Origin of the sequence: Streptomyces sp. NPDC058198, from assembly GCF_042882605.1 — a bacterium.
Lineage (GTDB): Bacteria > Actinomycetota > Actinomycetes > Streptomycetales > Streptomycetaceae > Streptomyces.
The window spans coordinates 949,155-965,743 of the sequence record NZ_JBHVVP010000001.1; the positions used below are offsets into that span (position 1 = coordinate 949,155).

At 70.1% G+C, this 16,589-nt stretch carries 12 protein-coding genes and 1 pseudogene; 5 read left to right on the forward strand and 8 right to left on the reverse strand.

Features of this window, described 5'->3' with window-relative positions:
• Positions 1-14 precede the first annotated feature (14 nt).
• From ACFVWW_RS04275 to ACFVWW_RS04285, 3 genes are read right to left on the reverse strand one after another with little or no spacing between them, the layout of a single operon-like run.
• Entirely contained in the window at positions 15-656 is a 642-nt protein-coding gene (locus tag ACFVWW_RS04275; protein ID WP_384184445.1) for a lactate utilization protein C, read from the reverse strand.
• Positions 653-2,182, reverse strand: coding sequence for a LutB/LldF family L-lactate oxidation iron-sulfur protein (locus tag ACFVWW_RS04280; protein ID WP_386875828.1), 1,530 nt, complete (start codon positions 2,180-2,182; stop codon positions 653-655). The genes ACFVWW_RS04275 and ACFVWW_RS04280 overlap by 4 nt, the downstream gene beginning before the upstream one ends.
• Positions 2,179-2,898 carry a (Fe-S)-binding protein gene (locus ACFVWW_RS04285; RefSeq protein WP_384184451.1) on the reverse strand — a complete coding sequence of 240 codons (720 nt, stop codon included), beginning with the start codon at positions 2,896-2,898 and terminating at the stop codon, positions 2,179-2,181. The genes ACFVWW_RS04280 and ACFVWW_RS04285 overlap by 4 nt, the downstream gene beginning before the upstream one ends.
• Positions 2,899-3,036: 138 nt before the next feature.
• Here ACFVWW_RS04285 and cobF point away from each other — a divergent pair, with 138 nt between their 5' ends.
• Complete coding sequence (cobF, locus tag ACFVWW_RS04290; RefSeq protein ID WP_386875831.1) at positions 3,037-3,810, forward strand: precorrin-6A synthase (deacetylating); 774 nt, start codon at positions 3,037-3,039, stop codon at positions 3,808-3,810.
• Between the two features lie 156 nt (positions 3,811-3,966).
• Here cobF and ACFVWW_RS04295 read toward each other — a convergent pair whose 3' ends face one another.
• A complete protein-coding gene (locus tag ACFVWW_RS04295) occupies positions 3,967-7,281 on the reverse strand; it encodes a family 78 glycoside hydrolase catalytic domain (protein ID WP_386875833.1) in 3,315 nt (1,104 codons plus the stop codon).
• 372 nt (positions 7,282-7,653) lie between these two features.
• On the opposite strand from ACFVWW_RS04295, the gene ACFVWW_RS04300 reads away from it, so the two are divergent.
• The gene (locus ACFVWW_RS04300; RefSeq protein WP_386875835.1) at positions 7,654-10,029 is read left to right on the forward strand and encodes a discoidin domain-containing protein; all 2,376 of its coding nucleotides are present in this window, start codon (positions 7,654-7,656) and stop codon (positions 10,027-10,029) included.
• 333 nt (positions 10,030-10,362) lie between these two features.
• Entirely contained in the window at positions 10,363-11,274 is a 912-nt protein-coding gene (locus ACFVWW_RS04305) for an MIP/aquaporin family protein (RefSeq protein ID WP_386875837.1), read from the forward strand.
• 151 nt (positions 11,275-11,425) lie between these two features.
• Here ACFVWW_RS04305 and ACFVWW_RS04310 read toward each other — a convergent pair.
• The 4 genes and pseudogenes from ACFVWW_RS04310 to ACFVWW_RS04325 form a co-directional block, all read right to left on the reverse strand.
• Positions 11,426-12,142 (reverse strand): annotated as a pseudogene (locus ACFVWW_RS04310) (cupin domain-containing protein); the annotation flags it as partial.
• Positions 12,136-13,089, reverse strand: a complete 954-nt coding sequence (locus ACFVWW_RS04315) for a PmoA family protein (RefSeq protein ID WP_384184528.1) — start codon at positions 13,087-13,089, stop codon at positions 12,136-12,138. The gene ACFVWW_RS04315 and the pseudogene ACFVWW_RS04310, both read right to left, overlap by 7 nt.
• A 47-nt stretch (positions 13,090-13,136) precedes the next feature.
• Positions 13,137-14,288, reverse strand: a complete 1,152-nt coding sequence (locus ACFVWW_RS04320) for a Gfo/Idh/MocA family protein (protein WP_386875839.1) — start codon at positions 14,286-14,288, stop codon at positions 13,137-13,139.
• A gap of 177 nt (positions 14,289-14,465) precedes the next feature.
• Positions 14,466-14,876, reverse strand: coding sequence for an ATP-binding protein (locus ACFVWW_RS04325; RefSeq protein WP_384184471.1), 411 nt, complete (start codon positions 14,874-14,876; stop codon positions 14,466-14,468).
• A 230-nt stretch (positions 14,877-15,106) separates the two neighbouring features.
• Here ACFVWW_RS04325 and ACFVWW_RS04330 point away from each other — a divergent pair, with 230 nt between their 5' ends.
• Positions 15,107-15,364: a DUF5133 domain-containing protein gene (locus ACFVWW_RS04330; RefSeq protein ID WP_384336109.1), complete on the forward strand. Its 258-nt coding sequence runs from the start codon at positions 15,107-15,109 to the stop codon at positions 15,362-15,364.
• Positions 15,361-16,575, forward strand: a complete 1,215-nt coding sequence (locus ACFVWW_RS04335) for a phosphatidylserine/phosphatidylglycerophosphate/cardiolipin synthase family protein (protein ID WP_386875842.1) — start codon at positions 15,361-15,363, stop codon at positions 16,573-16,575. Before ACFVWW_RS04330 ends, ACFVWW_RS04335 begins: the two co-directional genes overlap by 4 nt.
• The last annotated feature ends 14 nt before the right edge of the window (positions 16,576-16,589 follow it).

Below are 16,589 nucleotides of genomic sequence, written 5' to 3' on the forward strand. Positions count from 1 at the left end.
GCGCCGGCCTCCGTTCAGTCGGTGAGCAGGATGACTTCGAGGGTGCGCGGGCCGTGCACCCCTTCCACCCGGTCGAGTTCGATGTCGCTGGTCGCGGACGGTCCCGAGATCCAGGTCAGGGGGCGGGTGGGGTCGAGGCGCGGCATCGCCTGGGGTACGGATCCGACGACCTGGTCCGGGACGCGTACGACGCAGATGTGGTGGTCGGGCACGAGCGTGATGCGTCGGCGTCCCTGGTCGGGGTCGGCGTCGAGGACAAGGGTGCCGGTCTCGGCGATGGCAAGCGCGCAGCCGGTGACGACACTGTCGACCGCGTCGAGTTCCTGGGCGGTGGCCTCGGGGTCGTCGTGGACCTGGGTGATGCCGGTCCCGATCGCGGAGAGCCAGGACGGCGGGAGCAGCGGCGGTACGAGAACGGTCCGCGCCCCGCGCCCGGCCAGCAGGCCGGCGATGAGCGAGGGAAGCTCTTCGGCGTCCGACCGGTGGACGACGGCGCGATAGTCGGCGAGGTTCTCGGCGAGCAGGTCGATGACGCGGTCGTCCGGGGTGTGGGTGGTCAGATAGTCGCGGCGTGCCTCCGGGGCGTCGGGGGCATCGGCGACGGCGCCACGGATACGGGCGAGGATCCGCTCCCGCGAATCCGAACCGGTGCTCATGTCCCGTTGTCCTTCCGGTCGTTCGCGCGCTCGCTCCCGCGGGCGGCGCTCTTGCCGTCGCTCTTGCTGTCGTTCTCGCTGCCGCTCTTGCTCTCGTTCTTGCTGTCGCTCTTACGGTTCTTCTTCCACCAGTCACGGAACGACTCGGGTGGGAGTTCCGGCAGGTCACGCGTGTCGGTCCAGGCCCCGGCGCCCGGGAGCCGCGACGGATGCAGTCTCCGGGTCCTGGACGCGGCCCGCTCCCCCGCGGCCATCACGCGCGGATGGTCGAAGACCCACCCCGCCGCCTTCATCGCGGCCTTCTCCAGCCGATGGCCCTTGCCGCCCTGGTCCGCGACCCGCTCCCGCAGGTGCACCAGGACCTCGGGGATGTCGATGGCGACCGGGCACACGTCGTAGCAGGCGCCGCACAGGGAGGAGGCGTACGGCAGTGACGCGTCGATCTCGCTGCCGGTGCCGCGCAGTTGGGGGCTGAGGATCGCGCCGATCGGGCCCGGGTAGACGGAGCCGTACGCGTGCCCGCCGGCCCTCTCGTACACCGGGCAGACGTTCAGACAGGCCGAGCAGCGGATGCAGCGCAGGGCCTGCCTGCCCACCTCGTCGGCCAGGGTGTCGGTGCGGCCGTTGTCCAGCAGCACCAGGTGGAAGGTCCGCGGGCCGTCGGTGTCGTGGGTGCCGGTCCACATGCTCGTGTACGGGTTCATCCGCTCGGCCGTCGACGAACGCGGCAGGGTCTGCAGGAAGACCTCCAGGTCCTGCCAGGTCGGCACGACCTTCTCGATACCGACGACGGAGATCAAGGTCTCGGGGAGGGTCAGGCACATGCGCCCGTTGCCCTCCGACTCGAAGACCACGAGCGTCCCGGTCTCCGCGACCATGAAGTTCGCCCCGGAGATACCGACCTTCGCCCGCAGGAACTTCTCCCGCAGATGCAGCCGGGCCGCCTCGGCGAGTTCGGCGGGGGAATCGGACAGCCCCTCCGGCGCCGCCCGTCCCCACGCGGCCATCCGGTCACGGAAGATGTCACGGATCTCGCCCCGGTTGCGATGGATCGCCGGGACGAGGATGTGCGAGGGACGGTCGTCGCCGAGCTGCACGATGAGTTCGGCCAGGTCGGTCTCGTACGCGGAGATGCCTTCGGCTTCGAGCGCCTCGTTCAGGCCGATCTCCTGGGTGGCCATCGACTTGACCTTGACGACCTCCGACTCGCCGGTGGCCTTCACCAGGCCGGCCACGATCCGGTTCGCCTCAGCGGCGTCGGCGGCCCAGTGCACCACCCCGCCGGCCGCCGTGACCGACTCCTCCAGCTGGATCAGGTACCGGTCCAGATGGCGCAGCGTGTGGTCCTTGATCTGCTTGCCCGCCTCGCGCAGCTCGGCCCAGTCGTCCAGCTCCGCCACCGCCTTGGCCCGCTTGTCGCGGATCGTGTGCGTGGCGTGCCGCAGATTCTCGCGCAGTGTCGCGTTGCCCACCGCGGCCTTCGCCGCCACCGGAAACGCCGGCATCCCCAGATACGTACCGCTCATGACCAGGGCTCCTCTTCCGTCGACGCCAGAATCTCCGCGAGATGCACCGCACGCACCGGAGCATCCTCACGGCTCACGATCCCGCCGATGTGCATCAGGCAGGAGTTGTCCGCGCCGCACAGCACACCGGCTCCGGTGGAGACGGCGTTGCGTACCTTGTCCTGGCCCATCGCCGCGGAAACATCGGAGTTCTTGACCGCGAAGGTGCCGCCGAAGCCGCAGCATTCCTCTGCCCCCGGCAGCTCCCGGAGCTCCAGGCCCCGCACCGCCTCCAGGAGCTTCCGCGGCCGCTCGCCCAGCCCCAGCAACCGCAGACCGTGGCACGAGGGGTGGTAGGTGACGGCATGCGGGAAGTACGCGCCGACATCCGTCACGCCCACCACATCGACCAGGAACTCCGTCAGTTCGTACGTCCGTGAGGCAAGGGACGCGGCGGCCGCGTCGCCGATCTTCGGGTAGTGGTGGCGGACCATCGCCGCGCAGGATCCGGACGGGGTGACCACATACTCGTACCCTTCGAAGGCCCGGGCCATCCGCCGTACCAGCGGCTCGGTCTCGCGGCGGTAGCCGGTGTTGAACTGCGGCTGGCCGCAGCAGCTCTGCGCATCGGGAAAGTCGACTTCGACCCCGAGCCGTTCGAGGAGCCGTACGGTCGCGATCCCGGTGGACGGATACACGGCGTCGTTGACGCAGGTGACGAAGAGGGCGGCACGCATGGGCGGAGCATATGTCGCGTGCGGCGGCGCGCGTAAGACCTTCGAAGACTCTGATGGATCATCAGATATCCGATGAATGTCCGCCGCCTCTCCGCGCGAGGGCGGGATGGCCGGAGGGCATGGGGCAGACTCGGTCCGGTGAGAAAGATCTACGTCATCGGTATCGGGGCGGGCGACCCGGACCAGCTGACCGTGCAGGCGGTCAAAGCGCTCAACCATGTGGATGTCTTCTTCCTGCTCGACAAGGGCGAAGAGAAGTCCGACCTCATCGCGCTCCGGCACGAGATCCTGCGGCGGCACATCGACGGCCGCGCCTATCGGCTGGTCGAGGCCCGTGACCCCGAGCGGGACCGCGTCGCCGACAGCGCCGCCTATCCCGGAGCCGTCGACGACTGGCGGAGCCGACGGGCCGCCCTCTACGAGCGCATGATCATCAATGAGCTGGGCGAGGGTCCTGGCGAGGACAGGACCGGGGCGTTCCTCGTCTGGGGCGATCCCGCCCTGTACGACTCCACGCTCGCCGTCCTGGAAGAGATCCTGGAGCGCGGCAGGGTGCGGTTCGACCATGAGGTGATTCCTGGCATCAGCAGTGTCTCGGCGCTGGCCGCCCGGCATCGCGTCGGGCTGAACCGCGTGGGCCGGCCCGTACAGATCACCACGGGCCGGCGGCTCGCCGAGGGCTGGCCGGACGGGGTGGACGATGTCGTCGTGATGCTGGACGCGCATCAGTCGTTCCGGCACCATCTGGCGGCGGATCCCGTCATCCACTGGGGCGCCTATGTGGGCACGGAGGACGAGATCCTGGTCTCCGGGCGGCTCTCCGAGGTCGCCGGGCGGATCGAGGAGCTGCGGTCGGCGGCGCGGGCCCGCAAGGGCTGGATCATGGACACGTATCTGCTGCGGCGCGACTGAGACATCGCGCCGCGGCCGGGGCGCCGTCGGCCGGCGTGGCGCGGCGCCCGCCACCTCGTCGGCCGCGCCACCGGTCGCCATGTGCCGCGCCGGACGACACCCGTCACTCGCCCCTCCCCCGTCAGCCGTGTCCCTCAGCGCCGCGCCCCTTCCCCGTCAGCCCCGCCCCACGAAGTCCCAGGCGCCGTGCTCCGCCCGGTACACCACGAAGCCCGGCTCGGTGCGCAGATAGCCGGCTCCCGCCGGTGCCGTGACGTCTTCCCGGCGCTCCGCCGGTACGTGGATCTCCGCCGTCGCCCCGACCGGCACCCGGACCGTGAGCCGCAGATCCTTGCCGATCTTCGACCACGCCACCGCCGCCGTGCCGCGCACCGTGCGGATCGAGGTACGGGCCCAGCTCACCCCGGTCCGTCCGTCGGGCCGGACCGTGAAGGTGCGATAGCCCGCGTCACCCGGCCGCAGTCCCGCGACGTTCTCGTACAGCCACTGGACGACCGTGCCCTGGAAGTAGTGGTCGCGCGAGCGCGAGTCGAGCGGCCACATCTCCCACATGGTGTCCGCGCCGTTGTCGAACCAGTAGCCCCAGCTCGGATACGTACGCTGGGTGGCGATGGCGTGCGCGACCTCCGGGCGGCCGTGCGCGCACAGGACGCGCAGCAGCACGCTCGTGCCGAGCGCCCCGGTGTTGAGATGATTGCCGCGGGCCGCGATGTCCGCGACGAGGCTGTCGAGCACCGAGGCGCGAGCGCCGCTCGGCACCAGGCCGAAGGCCAGCGGAAGGGCGTTGGACGTCTGCCGGTACCCCGGATCCTTTGCTGTGCGGTAGTGCCCGGAGGCGTCGAGGAACGTGGCGTTGAATGCCTCCTTCAGCCCGTTCGCCGCCGCCCGGTAGCGCTCCGCGACCTCGCCGTGGCCGAGCAGATCGCCCAGCTCGGCCGTCTGCGTCAGCGCGCGGTGCAGATACGCGGTCGCCGTCAGCCGGGTGTCCTCGGGCGGATTGCCGCCGTAGCCGGGCGGCAGGTAGTCACCGAGCGCGGTGACCGCGAGACCGTCCACCACCCGGTCGAGTTCCCAGTCGAGATAGCGGGTCACCGTCGGCCAGTGCTCGCGCGCCACCCGGTCGTCGCCGTAGATCCGGTACATCTCGCGTACCAGGAACGGATATACGGTCGTCCACTCGGGGGAAGGCCCGAGATCTCCGTAGCCCCAGCCGCCACTGGGCACGATCACCGGCAGCTGACCGTCGGCGTTCTGACTGTCCGCCAGGTCGCCGAGCCATTTCGCCAGGAAACGGTGGACCCCGAAGGCGTACTCCATGATCGGCGCTCCGAGCTGTGCGTCGCCCGTCCAGCCGTTCTTCTCGTACATGGGGGTGTCGGTCGGGATGCCGTGCAGATTGTTGAGCAGGGTGCGGCGCATCGCCCGGTCGAGCTGCTCGTAGAACGGCTCCGAGCAGCCGAAGCTGCTGACCTCCGCCACCTTGGTGTGCACCACCCGGCCCCGCACATCCTCGGGGCGCGGCCGGGACGGGAGCCCGCTGACCTGGACATAGCGGAAGCCCTTGTACGAGAACGACGGCTCCCACACCTCGGCGCCCGCGCCACCGGCGCAGATGTACTCGTCGCGCTGGAACCGTCCCGGCACATGCCCGGTCTCCGCGTGGACGCTGCCGTCCTCCTTGAGCTTCTCGCCGTGGACGAGCTGAACGACGGTACCGGCCGGGGCGGTTACCGTCAGCCGGGTCCACCCCGCTGTCGTCCGGCCCATGTCGACGACGTACACGCCGGGGCGCAGCTCGGTGATCGCCGTCGGGGTGAGGGTCTCGATGACCTCGATGGGGTCGTGCGGCTGCGCGCGGAGGGCGCCCTTGGGGGCCGTCCTGGGTGTGGGGTGACGCCAGGCGCTGTCGTCGAAGCCGGGCAGGGTCCAGCCCGTGGAGGCTCGCCGGGCGTCGTATGTCTCGCCCGCGTAGAGGGAGTTGGTGAGCGTCGGGCCTTCGGTGATGCGCCAGTCGGTGTCGGAGACGACGGTGGTGCGCGTGCCGTCGGGGTGCTCGGCCTCCAGCCGGCACAGCAGCCGGGGCTCGCCGTGCCAGGGCGGCCGGTGCCAGTTCCAGACGTTGGGGGTCGTCATGCCGAAGAAGCCGCGGCCGAGGGTCACTCCGATCGCGTTGTTGCCGTCGCGCAGCAGAGCAGTCACGTCGTGCACGGCGTACATCACGGTCTCGTCGTAGTCGGTGAAGGCCGGGTCGAGGACCTGACTGCCGACCCGCTTCCCGTTCAACTCGGCGACGTAGTAGGCCAGTCCGCTGATGTAGAGCCGGGCGCGGCTGACCGGCTTGCGTACGGTGAACTCGCGGCGCAGCAGGGGTGCGGGCGCCTCGGGCACGGCGACCGAGACTCCCGTGCCCCACGGTCCCTGGCCGTAGGGGGCGAGCACGGTCGCCGGGGACCAGTCGCCGTCGGCGAAGTCCGGCCGCTCCCAGCCCGGTTGCTCGGTGTCCGCGCAGCGCCAGAGGGCTCCGGTGACCAGCTGATGGCTCGCGCCACCGGCCGTCTCGACGAGCAGCCGTACCAGCAGGCCGCCCGGATTGACCGAGACGCTGCCGCGGTTGGTGGCGAGGGCCGCGAGGACGATCCGGTCGCCGGCGGACCGTACGGCCTCGGTGACGGCGGCCATCTGGCCGGTGCGCCAGCCGTCCACCTGCTCGGGCGCGTGCAGCACCTGCCGGCCGTCGAGGTGCAGGGTGAAGTCGTCGTCGGCCGTGGCGACGACCGTGGCACGCGTGATGTCCGCGCCCGCGGGGAGGTCGAGTCCGGCGCGGAACCACCGTGGCCCGGCGGGGGCGTCGCCGGTGGTCGCTCCTTCGGTCCAGATCCAGGACGCGCCGTCGAGGGCCGGCGGCTCGGCGGGCTGGTCCGCGCCTATCCACTGGGCCTGCCACTTCTCATCGCCGAGCGCGGTCTCCCACCAGCCGGCCGTGCTCCACTCCGAGGCGTTTCCGTCGGCGTCCCAGACGCGGACCTGCCAGTGACAGCGGGTACGGGGCGGCAGCGCGGGGCCGGCGTAGGGGACGGCGACAGTGCGGTCGGAGGTCACGCGGCCGGTGTCCCAGAGCAGTCCTCGGCCGGCCGCGAGGTCGCGCGGATCGGTGGCGGCCCTGATCTGATAGGCGCTCTGGTGTGCACCCCGGCCGTCGCGTTCGCCGCCACGCCCGCCGCCGTCGCGGCTGTCACCCTCGCCGTCGAGCTCCCAGGACAGCAGCGGGGCGGCGATGTCGGTGCCGAGGAGCTGCTCCGCGTACTCGACCGTGGAGGTCGCGATCCGCAGTCGGCCCGCACGGGCGCCCTTACCCGCCGGGGTGCCGGCCGGGGGCGTGGCGGCGGCCGGGGAGGCGGCGGCCAGCCCGGCGATTCCAGCTCCCGCGCCCACCACGGAGGTGTGCAGGAGACCTCGGCGTGTCCAGCCCATGCCCATCGCAGCCCCTTCGATTGAAACGTTTCATGCCCGGCGTCAAGCATCGTAGGGCCGACCTCGAAGGCACTACAAGAGGTGTGCACGGAGGCGGCGTTGAGGGTGCGCCACGGCGCGGCCCAGGAGTGCGGCGGCGTCCGAGGCGGCTCCGCCGGACGAGCCGCCGGACGAGCCGCCGACTCGCCATCACCCGTACCGCGCAAGCGAGTTGAGCGCATTAATCCGGTATGTGCAGCACCGCCCATCCGCCCGCGTCGAAGATTTTTACTTCTGCCTTCAAAAATTGCGCAGATTCATAGACTTTCTGCGGCCCCACTTCTAGCCTTTTCGCGTCCGCAGAGTCCCCACGAGCCGCAAGGACGTATGTCTGTGACACTCCCCCCTAGACGCCGCTTGCTCCGGCGCAGCATTTCCGCATCCGTGTCCCTCGCACTCGCTGTGGCCGGGACAGCCGCAGCGGTCGTGCTCTCCACCGCACCCGCCGCTCAGGCAGCGGCGGTCCCCGCCCCCTCTCCGGTCAACGTCCCCGGCCGCGGCGCGACATTGCCGTTCAAGGAGCAGGAAGCCGAGTACGCCGCCACCAACGGCAGCCTGATCGGACCCAATCGCCTCTACGGCACGCTGCCTTCGGAGGCGTCCGGCCGGCAGGCCGTGACGCTCGACGCGGTCGGCGAGTACGTCGAGTTCACGCTCACCGCGCCCGCGAACGCGATGTCGTTCCGCTACTCGCTGCCGGACAACTCGGCGGGCACCGGCCGGGACGCCACCATCGACCTGCGGGTCAACGGCAACTCGCTCAAGAGCGTGCCGGTGACCTCCAAGTACGGCTGGTACTACGGCGGTTATCCCTTCAACAACAACCCCGGCGACACCAACCCGCACCACTTCTACGACGAGACCCGCACCATGTTCGGGTCGACCCTGGCGGCCGGTACCAAGGTCCGGCTCCAGGTCTCCTCGACGGCCTCGTCACCGACGTTCACCATCGACCTGGCCGACTTCGAGCAGGTCGGCGCACCGATCGGCAAGCCCTCGGGCGCGCTGGACGTGGTGAGCGACTTCGGCGCCGACCCGACCGGCGCCGCCGACTCGACCGCCAAGATCCAGGCGGCGGTCGACGCGGGCAGGACTCAGGGCAAAGAGGTCTACATACCGCAGGGCACCTTCCAGGTGCGCGACCACATCGTCGTCGACAAGGTGACGCTGCGCGGTGCGGGCCCCTGGTACAGCGTGCTGACCGGACGTGACCCGTCCGACCGCAGCAAGGCCGTCGGCGTCTACGGCAAGTACGCCTCGGCAGGCGGCAGCAGCAATGTCACCCTCAAGGACTTCGCCATCATGGGCGACATCCGTGAGCGCGTGGACAACGACCAGGTCAACGCCATCGGTGGCGCGATGTCCAACTCCGTGGTCGACAACGTCTGGATGCAGCACACCAAGTGCGGCGCCTGGATGGACGGCCCGATGGACAACTTCACCATCAAGAACAGCCGCATCCTGGACCAGACCGCCGACGGCGTGAACTTCCACTACGGCGTCACGAACTCCACGGTCACCAACACCTTCGTCCGCAACACCGGGGACGACGGTCTGGCCATGTGGGCGGAGAACGTCCCGAACGTGAAGAACAAGTTCACGTTCAACACGGTGATCCTGCCGATCCTGGCGAACAACATCGTCACGTACGGCGGCAAGGACATCACCATCTCCGACAACGTCATGTCGGACACCATCAGCAACGGCGGCGGCCTGCACATCGCCAACCGCTACCCGGGGGTCAACTCCGGTCAGGGCACAGCGGTCTCCGGCACCACCACGGCCGCGCGCAACACCCTGATCCGTACCGGGAACAATGACTACAACTGGCGGTTCGGCGTCGGCGCGATCTGGTTCAGCGGTCTCAACGAACCGATCAACGCCACCATCAACATCACCGACTCCGAGATCCTGGACAGCTCCTACGCCGCGATCCATCTGATCGAGGGCGCGACGAACGGGCTGCACTTCAACAACATCCGGATCGACGGGGCCGGTACGTACGCCCTGCAGATCCAGGCCCCGGGCACGGCCTCGTTCACCAATGTGGTCGCCACCCATATCGCCCAGCCCAACCCGATCCACAACTGTGTGGGCAGCGGCTTCCAGATCACCCAGGGCACCGGCAACTCGGGCTGGTACGCCAACCCGCCCGCGTGCACCGGCACCTGGCCCGACCCGGTGTGGACCAACGGCGGCGTACCGGGCGGCGGCAACCCGCCCACCGACCCGCCCACCGACCCGCCGACCACGCCTCCCACCACGCCGCCCACCACCCCGCCGGCGGACACGGGCAACATCGCCCAGGGCCGTCCGGTCACCGAGTCCGGCCACGCCGATGTGTACGGCGCGGGCAACGCGGTGGACGGCAACGCCAACACGTACTGGGAGAGCACGAACAACGCGTGGCCGCAGACCATCACCGTCGACCTGGGCGCGGCGAAGGCGGTCAAGCGTGTGGTGCTGAAGCTTCCTCCGTCGTCGGCGTGGTCCACCCGCACACAGACCCTGAGCGTGTCGGGGAGCACCAACAACTCCACGTACAGCACGCTCAAGGCATCGGCGGGCTACACCTTCAATCCGTCGAGCGGCAACACCGCGACCGTCAATCTGGACGGGACGTCGACCCGCTATCTGCGGCTGACCTTCACCGGTAACACCGGCTGGCCCGCCGCGCAGCTCTCCGAGCTGGAGGCGTACACGAGCTAGCGCCACGAGGGGTTGCCAGTCATCCCTCTCGGAACGAACGGAACGCCCGGCCGGTGTCTCCCGGCCGGGCGTTCTCATGTCCTGGGCCATTGCGCCGTCGGGGTCCACCGGCGTCGCCGTCCTGCACGGTTCACCCATATGGCCGGGAGGAATTTTCTCCCGGTGGACTCCTCCTGATCGACATGTTCCTATGCTGTGAGACAGGTAACACGCCATCACCCGAATAGCCGATGCGGTCTCGCGACCGACCGTTTCGAGGCCCGCGCGGAGGTTGTCTCCGTGGGTTTCGAGCATGCGGATCGCAGGCCGGACTCATCTGAGACAGGAGGAGTAATGGCAGATACCGGTTCGAGGCGTCGCGGCTACCGAGAAGGACTCGGCGGCGAATTGCTCGCGGAATTCCTCGGAACATTCGTGCTGATCCTGCTGGGCTGCGGGTCGGTCGCCGTCGCCGTCGCCGGACTCCCCGGATCGGGGCGCCAGGTCGGCGCGTTCGGTGCGGCGAACTGGGTGATCGTCTCATTCGGCTGGGGATTCGCCGTGGTCTTCGGCGTGTATGTCGCGGGCGGTGTCAGCGGGGCGCACATCAACCCCGCGGTGACGCTCGCCTTCGCCGCGCGCCGGGGCTTTTCCTGGAGAAAGGTCCTTCCCTACTGGGGCGCACAGCTCGTAGGCGCCTTCCTGGGCGCCGCTGTTGTCTTTTCCTCCTACCACTGGGCCATCGACGCGCTCGACAAAAAAGCCGGAATCGCCAGGGACCAGTCGCTTTCCACCTTCTCGATTTTCGCCACCTTTCCGGCCGAGTACTTCGGCAGTTCGTGGTGGGGGCCGCTGCTGGACCAGATCATCGGCACCGCGGTGCTCGTCATGCTCGTTTTCGCTCTCATCGATACGCGGAACACCGCACCCGCGTCCAACCTCGGCCCCTATCTGACCGGCATGGTCGTCGTCGCGATCGGCCTCAGCATCGGCACGAACGCCGGTTATGCGATCAATCCCGCACGCGACTTCGGGCCCCGATTGTGGACCTACATCATGGGCTGGGGAGACATCGCGATTCCCGGGACCTATCAATGGTTCAGCCACTACCTCTGGATCCCCATTGTCGGTCCGCTGGTCGGGGGACTCGTCGGAGCCGTTGTCTATGACCTGTTCATCGGACAGGTGCTCGATGCCCGCCGCAAGGTCGGCGAGGGACGGGAAGGCGGGCGGGCCGGGGACGAGAAGTCGAACGCGCCCGAGTAGGCAGAGGTCGAACGCGGTGCGGTCACGGTCCGCCGGTCCGTCCCGCCGGGCCGGCGTCAGGGCCGTCATCAGAGCCGTCGTCAGAGCCGCCCGCGCCGGAACCACCGCCGGAGCCACCGTCCGTGACGTCGTCCGGAGCGCCGAGGATGTCGTACGTGTCCAGCCGTCCGCACATGCCGAATTTTCCGCGCGCGGCGGGGCGTCGGGCATGGACCCGCGATGCGGCGAGATGCGAGGCGTCGCCCGCCGCGAGCCGGTCGAGCTGGACGCCGGTCTGCCGCGCCGCCTCGGCCGCCCCCGCCTCCCAACGGGCCCGCCAGTGCGCCACCTTGGGCCGTACGAGCGCGGCGGCCGCCCGATGGAAGTCGAGCAGCGGCTGTCGGTCACCGCACTCCCATGCCGTACGAAGCGTCAGGAAGCCCTCGATCGCGAGATCGCGACGGCGGCGCGCGGCGGCGCTCTGCTCCGCCTCGGACGCGTCCGGGATCCTGACCGCCCGCGCGTAGGTCTCCGGGTCGGTGAGGTACTCCGGCGGGAGGGTCAGCACGGCGTCACCGGCCTCGGGCAGCCCGTTGTTCTGCATCAGGACGACGATGCGCAGACCGTCCTCGTTGACGAGGCGGTGGATGGTGCCGGGCGTGAACCAGACGACGGCGCCGGGCTCCAGCGGTGTGGTGTCGGCACTCTCGGCGCCGAGGGTCTGTACGGCGCCGCGGCCCGCGGTCACCACATACGCCTCGGAGCAGGTGAGGTGCAGATGCGGGGTGCCGCCGCAGAGTCCGTCGGCGGCCTCCCAGTCGTACACACTCAGATGGGAGACGGCGACGGCGCCCGGCAGTCCGGCGAATCCCGCCGCCGGGCTCACCATGCCAGCCCCTTGAGGTACGCGGCGATGTCGTCGCGTTCCCAGCGGCCGTCGGCCACGACGACACGCCAGCGCCGGGTCAGCGTGTCACCCGGCCGGAGGACCAGCTCCTCGTGGAACGCCCAGGAGGGTGCGACGGCCGCGAACGGGTCGCTGCGTACGAACCAGTGGGCGGGGTGCTCTCCCCCGGCGCCCGTGTGGTCGTTCTCCGGCGCGTGCGCGAAGACGACCGTGGCGTGTCCGTCGACGGAGTCGAACTCTCCGCTGTACGCGACCCAGGGGGCCTGCGTCCCCATCAGCTCCTCACCCTCCAGCTCCGGGCCGAGGAGCCGCCCGGCCCGGAAGGCGCGCGGGCCCCGCCAGAAGAGACCGGTGTAGCCGGCCATCTCGCGGCCCTCGGTGGTGGGGCTGCCGAAGCGCAGCGGCTCGTCCCGGCGATTGGTGACGGCGCTCGCCCAGGTCAGCGTCCAGGCACCGGCCGCCGGATCGAGGTCATGGATCTCGATCCGGCGGGACTCGTCGGCCCACGCGTCGCCGTCGTGGTTGCGCCAGGCCAGCCGTTCGGCGATGACGGCGCGTCCTTCGGCGGCCGACACCTCGTCGAAGCCCTCATGGCTCATCGAGCCGACGCGCTCCGGCAGAGGGAGGTAACCCTCGCCGCGCACATAGGAGTTTCCGCCCCACAGGTTCTGTCCCGACAGATGGGAGGCGGTGAGCTGGAGGCCCTTGTGCCAGCGGTGGTCGTTGGGCCGGTAGTCGGTGACCACACCCCCGGAGAGCGTGCGCAGCGGATGCAGATACGGCTTGGGGGCCTCCCACGCCGCCTCGGGCCGGTAGACATAGCTGAGCAGGGTGACCTCGCCGGACCGCAGGTCGATACGGTCGCCGTGCGCATGGGTCAGCCGCAGACCGGGCGCGACGGCCGGATCGGGCACGGCCGGATCGGGCATCGTCGGCACGGCTGCCGTCGGAACGAGTGTGATCGGTTCGGGCGCGGTCATACGGGGATCTCCGTGACGGGGACGGGCCGCGGCGCCCAGCCGGGGATATTGCCGTGCAGGGCGGCGTGGAAGGGGTCGCCCGGGCCGATCTCGCCGGCCCTGACGGTGGTGTCGGTGAAGGCCGACTTGTAGAGCGCGGTGATCAGTTCGAGGCTGGTGCGGCCGTCGGCTCCGCTGCCGCGCGGCCGGCGGCCGGCCCGCAGATCGGCGACGAGCGCACGCAGCTGGGCCAGGTGCGAGCTGGGCACGTTCTCGCCCATGTCGCGCCAGCCGGCCAGCTCCGCGGGATCGACACCGGGGGCGGGGGTGATCCGCCAGTCGTCGTTGGTGTGCCCGTACAGATGCGTCACTTCGACGGTGGCGCGCTCACAGTCGACACGGACGCGGCTCACCTCGTCCGGGCTGAGCACACTGTTGACGATCGTGGCCAGCGTGCCGCTCTCGAAGCGGACGAGCGCCGTGGAGACGTCCTCGGTCTCGACATCGTGGACCATCCGGCCCGCCATGGCGCGTACCTCGCTCCATGGTCCGAGCAGATCCAGCAGCAGATCCATCTGGTGGATGCCGTGGCCCATCGCGGGACCGCCGCCCTCGCTTGCCCAGGTGCCGCGCCAGGGCACGGCGTAGTACGCGGCGTCCCGGTACCAGGTGGTCTGGCAGTGGGCGACCAGGGGGCGGCCCATCGCCCGGTCGGCGATCAGGGAGCGGGCGTGCAGGGCCCCGGAGCCGAAGCGGTGCTGGAACACGATCGAGGCGTACGGTCCGCCGTCCGCGCCCTCCGCCGCCTCGATGGCGTCGAAGTCGGCGAGGGACGGGCACGGCGGCTTCTCGCACCACACCCAGGCGCCGGACCGCAGTGCGGCGACGGTCTGCTCGCGGTGGAAGACGGGCGGTGTACAGACGGTGACCAGGTCCGGGCGGTGCTCGTCGAGCATGCGGCCGAGGTCGGTGCAGGGATGCGGGATGCCGCCGTCGGCGCAGAACGCGCGAACGGCCTTCTCGTCGATGTCGAAGGCGGCGACCGTCTCGATGTCGTCGCCGAGGGCCTGGAGAGCCGGGAGGTGGGCGCCCCTGGCGATCCCTCCGGTGCCGATGACGGCGGTGCGGATCCGCCGGTCTGTCAGGGTGCGCGGAGACGTCGCGAACACTCCCCTTCGGGGTTCGGGCCTTCGGGCTTCGGGACGCACGCCGGCGACCTCCCGCTGCGGGCGCCGCACAGCAAGCGCTTTCTACGAGCAACGTAGATCGCCCGCACCACGGTGTCAACGCACCGTTCCGGACACCCGCGACCCGCCAGGCCCGCCCCCGTACGGACCCGCCACGCGCTACCGCGCGAGAACGGCCCGGATGGTCTTCCCGCCACCGGGGCGGGGGCGGACCGTGACCTTTTCGGCCAGCCGCTGGACCATGGGCCAGCCGAAGCCGCCGGTCCTGCCGGTGAGATCCGGCGTACGGTCCTGGGGCTGCGCGGGGCTGGGGTCGTTCACCACGATCTGCAGGCTCCGCCGGTCCGCGCGCAGTTGCAGGGAAGTGACCTCCCCCGCGTGCCGCAGCGCGTTCGTCACCAGCTCGGACACCACCAGGACCAGATTCTGGGAGGTGTGCGCGGAGGGTGTCGGGCACAGGCCGGCGAGAAACCCGTACGTCGCGTCGCGGGCCTCGGCCGCCCGTCGCGGCCGGCAGTCGCGCTCGGCGGGGTGGGGGGACTGGTGGTCGGTCGTGTGCGGGTGGTGCATACATCTCACCCCGTCGATTGGGCTTCTCTTACGGCCATCTCCTCCCCGCCGTTTACCCCCGCGATCGGTGCCGAAGAGTCTCCGGGTGAACCTTGTGGTTCCTGGGCCGCCGTCCCGGCCCCCGGTGTTCCCGCGCCACACCGGAAGGCCGAAATACGTGTACATGGTCTCCACTCGTGGGGGCAGACGGCGAGAGCGACAGACCCCCGACGACGACGGAAGGCACGCCCGTGCTCATGGCTCACCCCGCGATACTGCGCAACCTTGTGCAGCAGTACGAAGTCCTCCAGATCCTGCACGCCGAGAAGGAGAGCCCGGAAACGCGCAGAAGACTGGAGGACCTCACCTACACGCTCTGTGTCTCCACCGGGACGCGCGTCGTCGAGGAGGCCCTCGCCGTCGCGGAACGGCAGTTGGCCACCGCCTTCGCCGACCAGGCGGCCATGTCGGTCACCGCGGGAGAAGCAGTGGCGCTGACCGTCCGATGAGTACTCGTCAGGAAACGCCGAAGCCGGGCACAGGTCCCGCACCGTCCCCGTCGGCCCCGCCGTCCGGGCAGCTTCTCCGCCGCCGTCTGGAGAGGCTGCTCGGGATCGCCGCGACCGAGGGCAACGCTCTGGTCCGGCTGCGCAACGGCGACCAGATCTTCGCGGCCATGCTGGCAAGCATCCGGGGCGCCGAGCACACCATCGACATGATGACCTTCGTCTACTGGCGCGGGGAGATAGCGAGGGAGTTCGCGGAGGCTCTCGCCGACCGGGCCCGCGCCGGGGTGCGCGTCCGGCTGCTGCTCGACGGCTTCGGCAGCCGGCTCATAGAGCAGAGTCTGCTGACGGCGATGGCGGACGCCGGGGTCGAAGTGGCCTGGTTCCGCAGGCCGTTGTGGATCACGCCGATGAAGCAGAATCACCGCTGCCATCGGAAAGTCCTCGTGGTGGACGAGTCGACCGCGTACACCGGCGGGGTCGGAATCGCCGAGGAGTGGTGCGGCGACGCCAGGAACGAGAACGAATGGCGCGACACCCATGTGCGGGTGCGCGGGCCCGCCGTGGACGGGATCGCCGCCGCGTTCGCCCAGAACTGGGCCGAGTGCCATGACGAACTCTTCGACGACCGGGACCGTTTCATCGAGCACCCCCAGCAGGGCGACGCCGTGGTGCAGATCGTGCGGGGCTCCGCGAGCTTCGGCTGGCAGGACATGCAGACCCTGATGCGGGTGGTGATCGAGTCCGCCCAGGACCGGCTGCGGCTGGCCACCGCCTATTTCGCGCCGGACCCGTATTTCGTGGACCTGCTGTGCCGGGCGGCCGCGCGCGGGGTCGATGTGGAGATCCTGCTGCCGGGCCCGCACACCGACAAGCGGGTCTGCCGGCTGGCCGGGCAGGACCACTACGAGGAGTTGCTCGCCTGCGGCGTGCGGATCTGGGAGTACCAGCCGACGATGATGCACGCCAAGGTGATCACCGTGGACGGTATCGCCGCTCTCGTCGGCTCCACCAATGTCAACCGGCGCTCCCTGGACCACGACGAGGAGGTCATGCTCGCCGTGATCGACGAGGACTTCGCCGCCGTCCTGGACGCGGACTTCGACGAGGATCTGACAGCGAGCGAGCCGATCGAGCCGGGCCGCTGGAAGCGGCGTTCCGTCGCTCAGCGCGCGCGGGAACTCGCGGTCATGCCCATCCGCCGGTTCCTCTGACCGCGCATGACGAC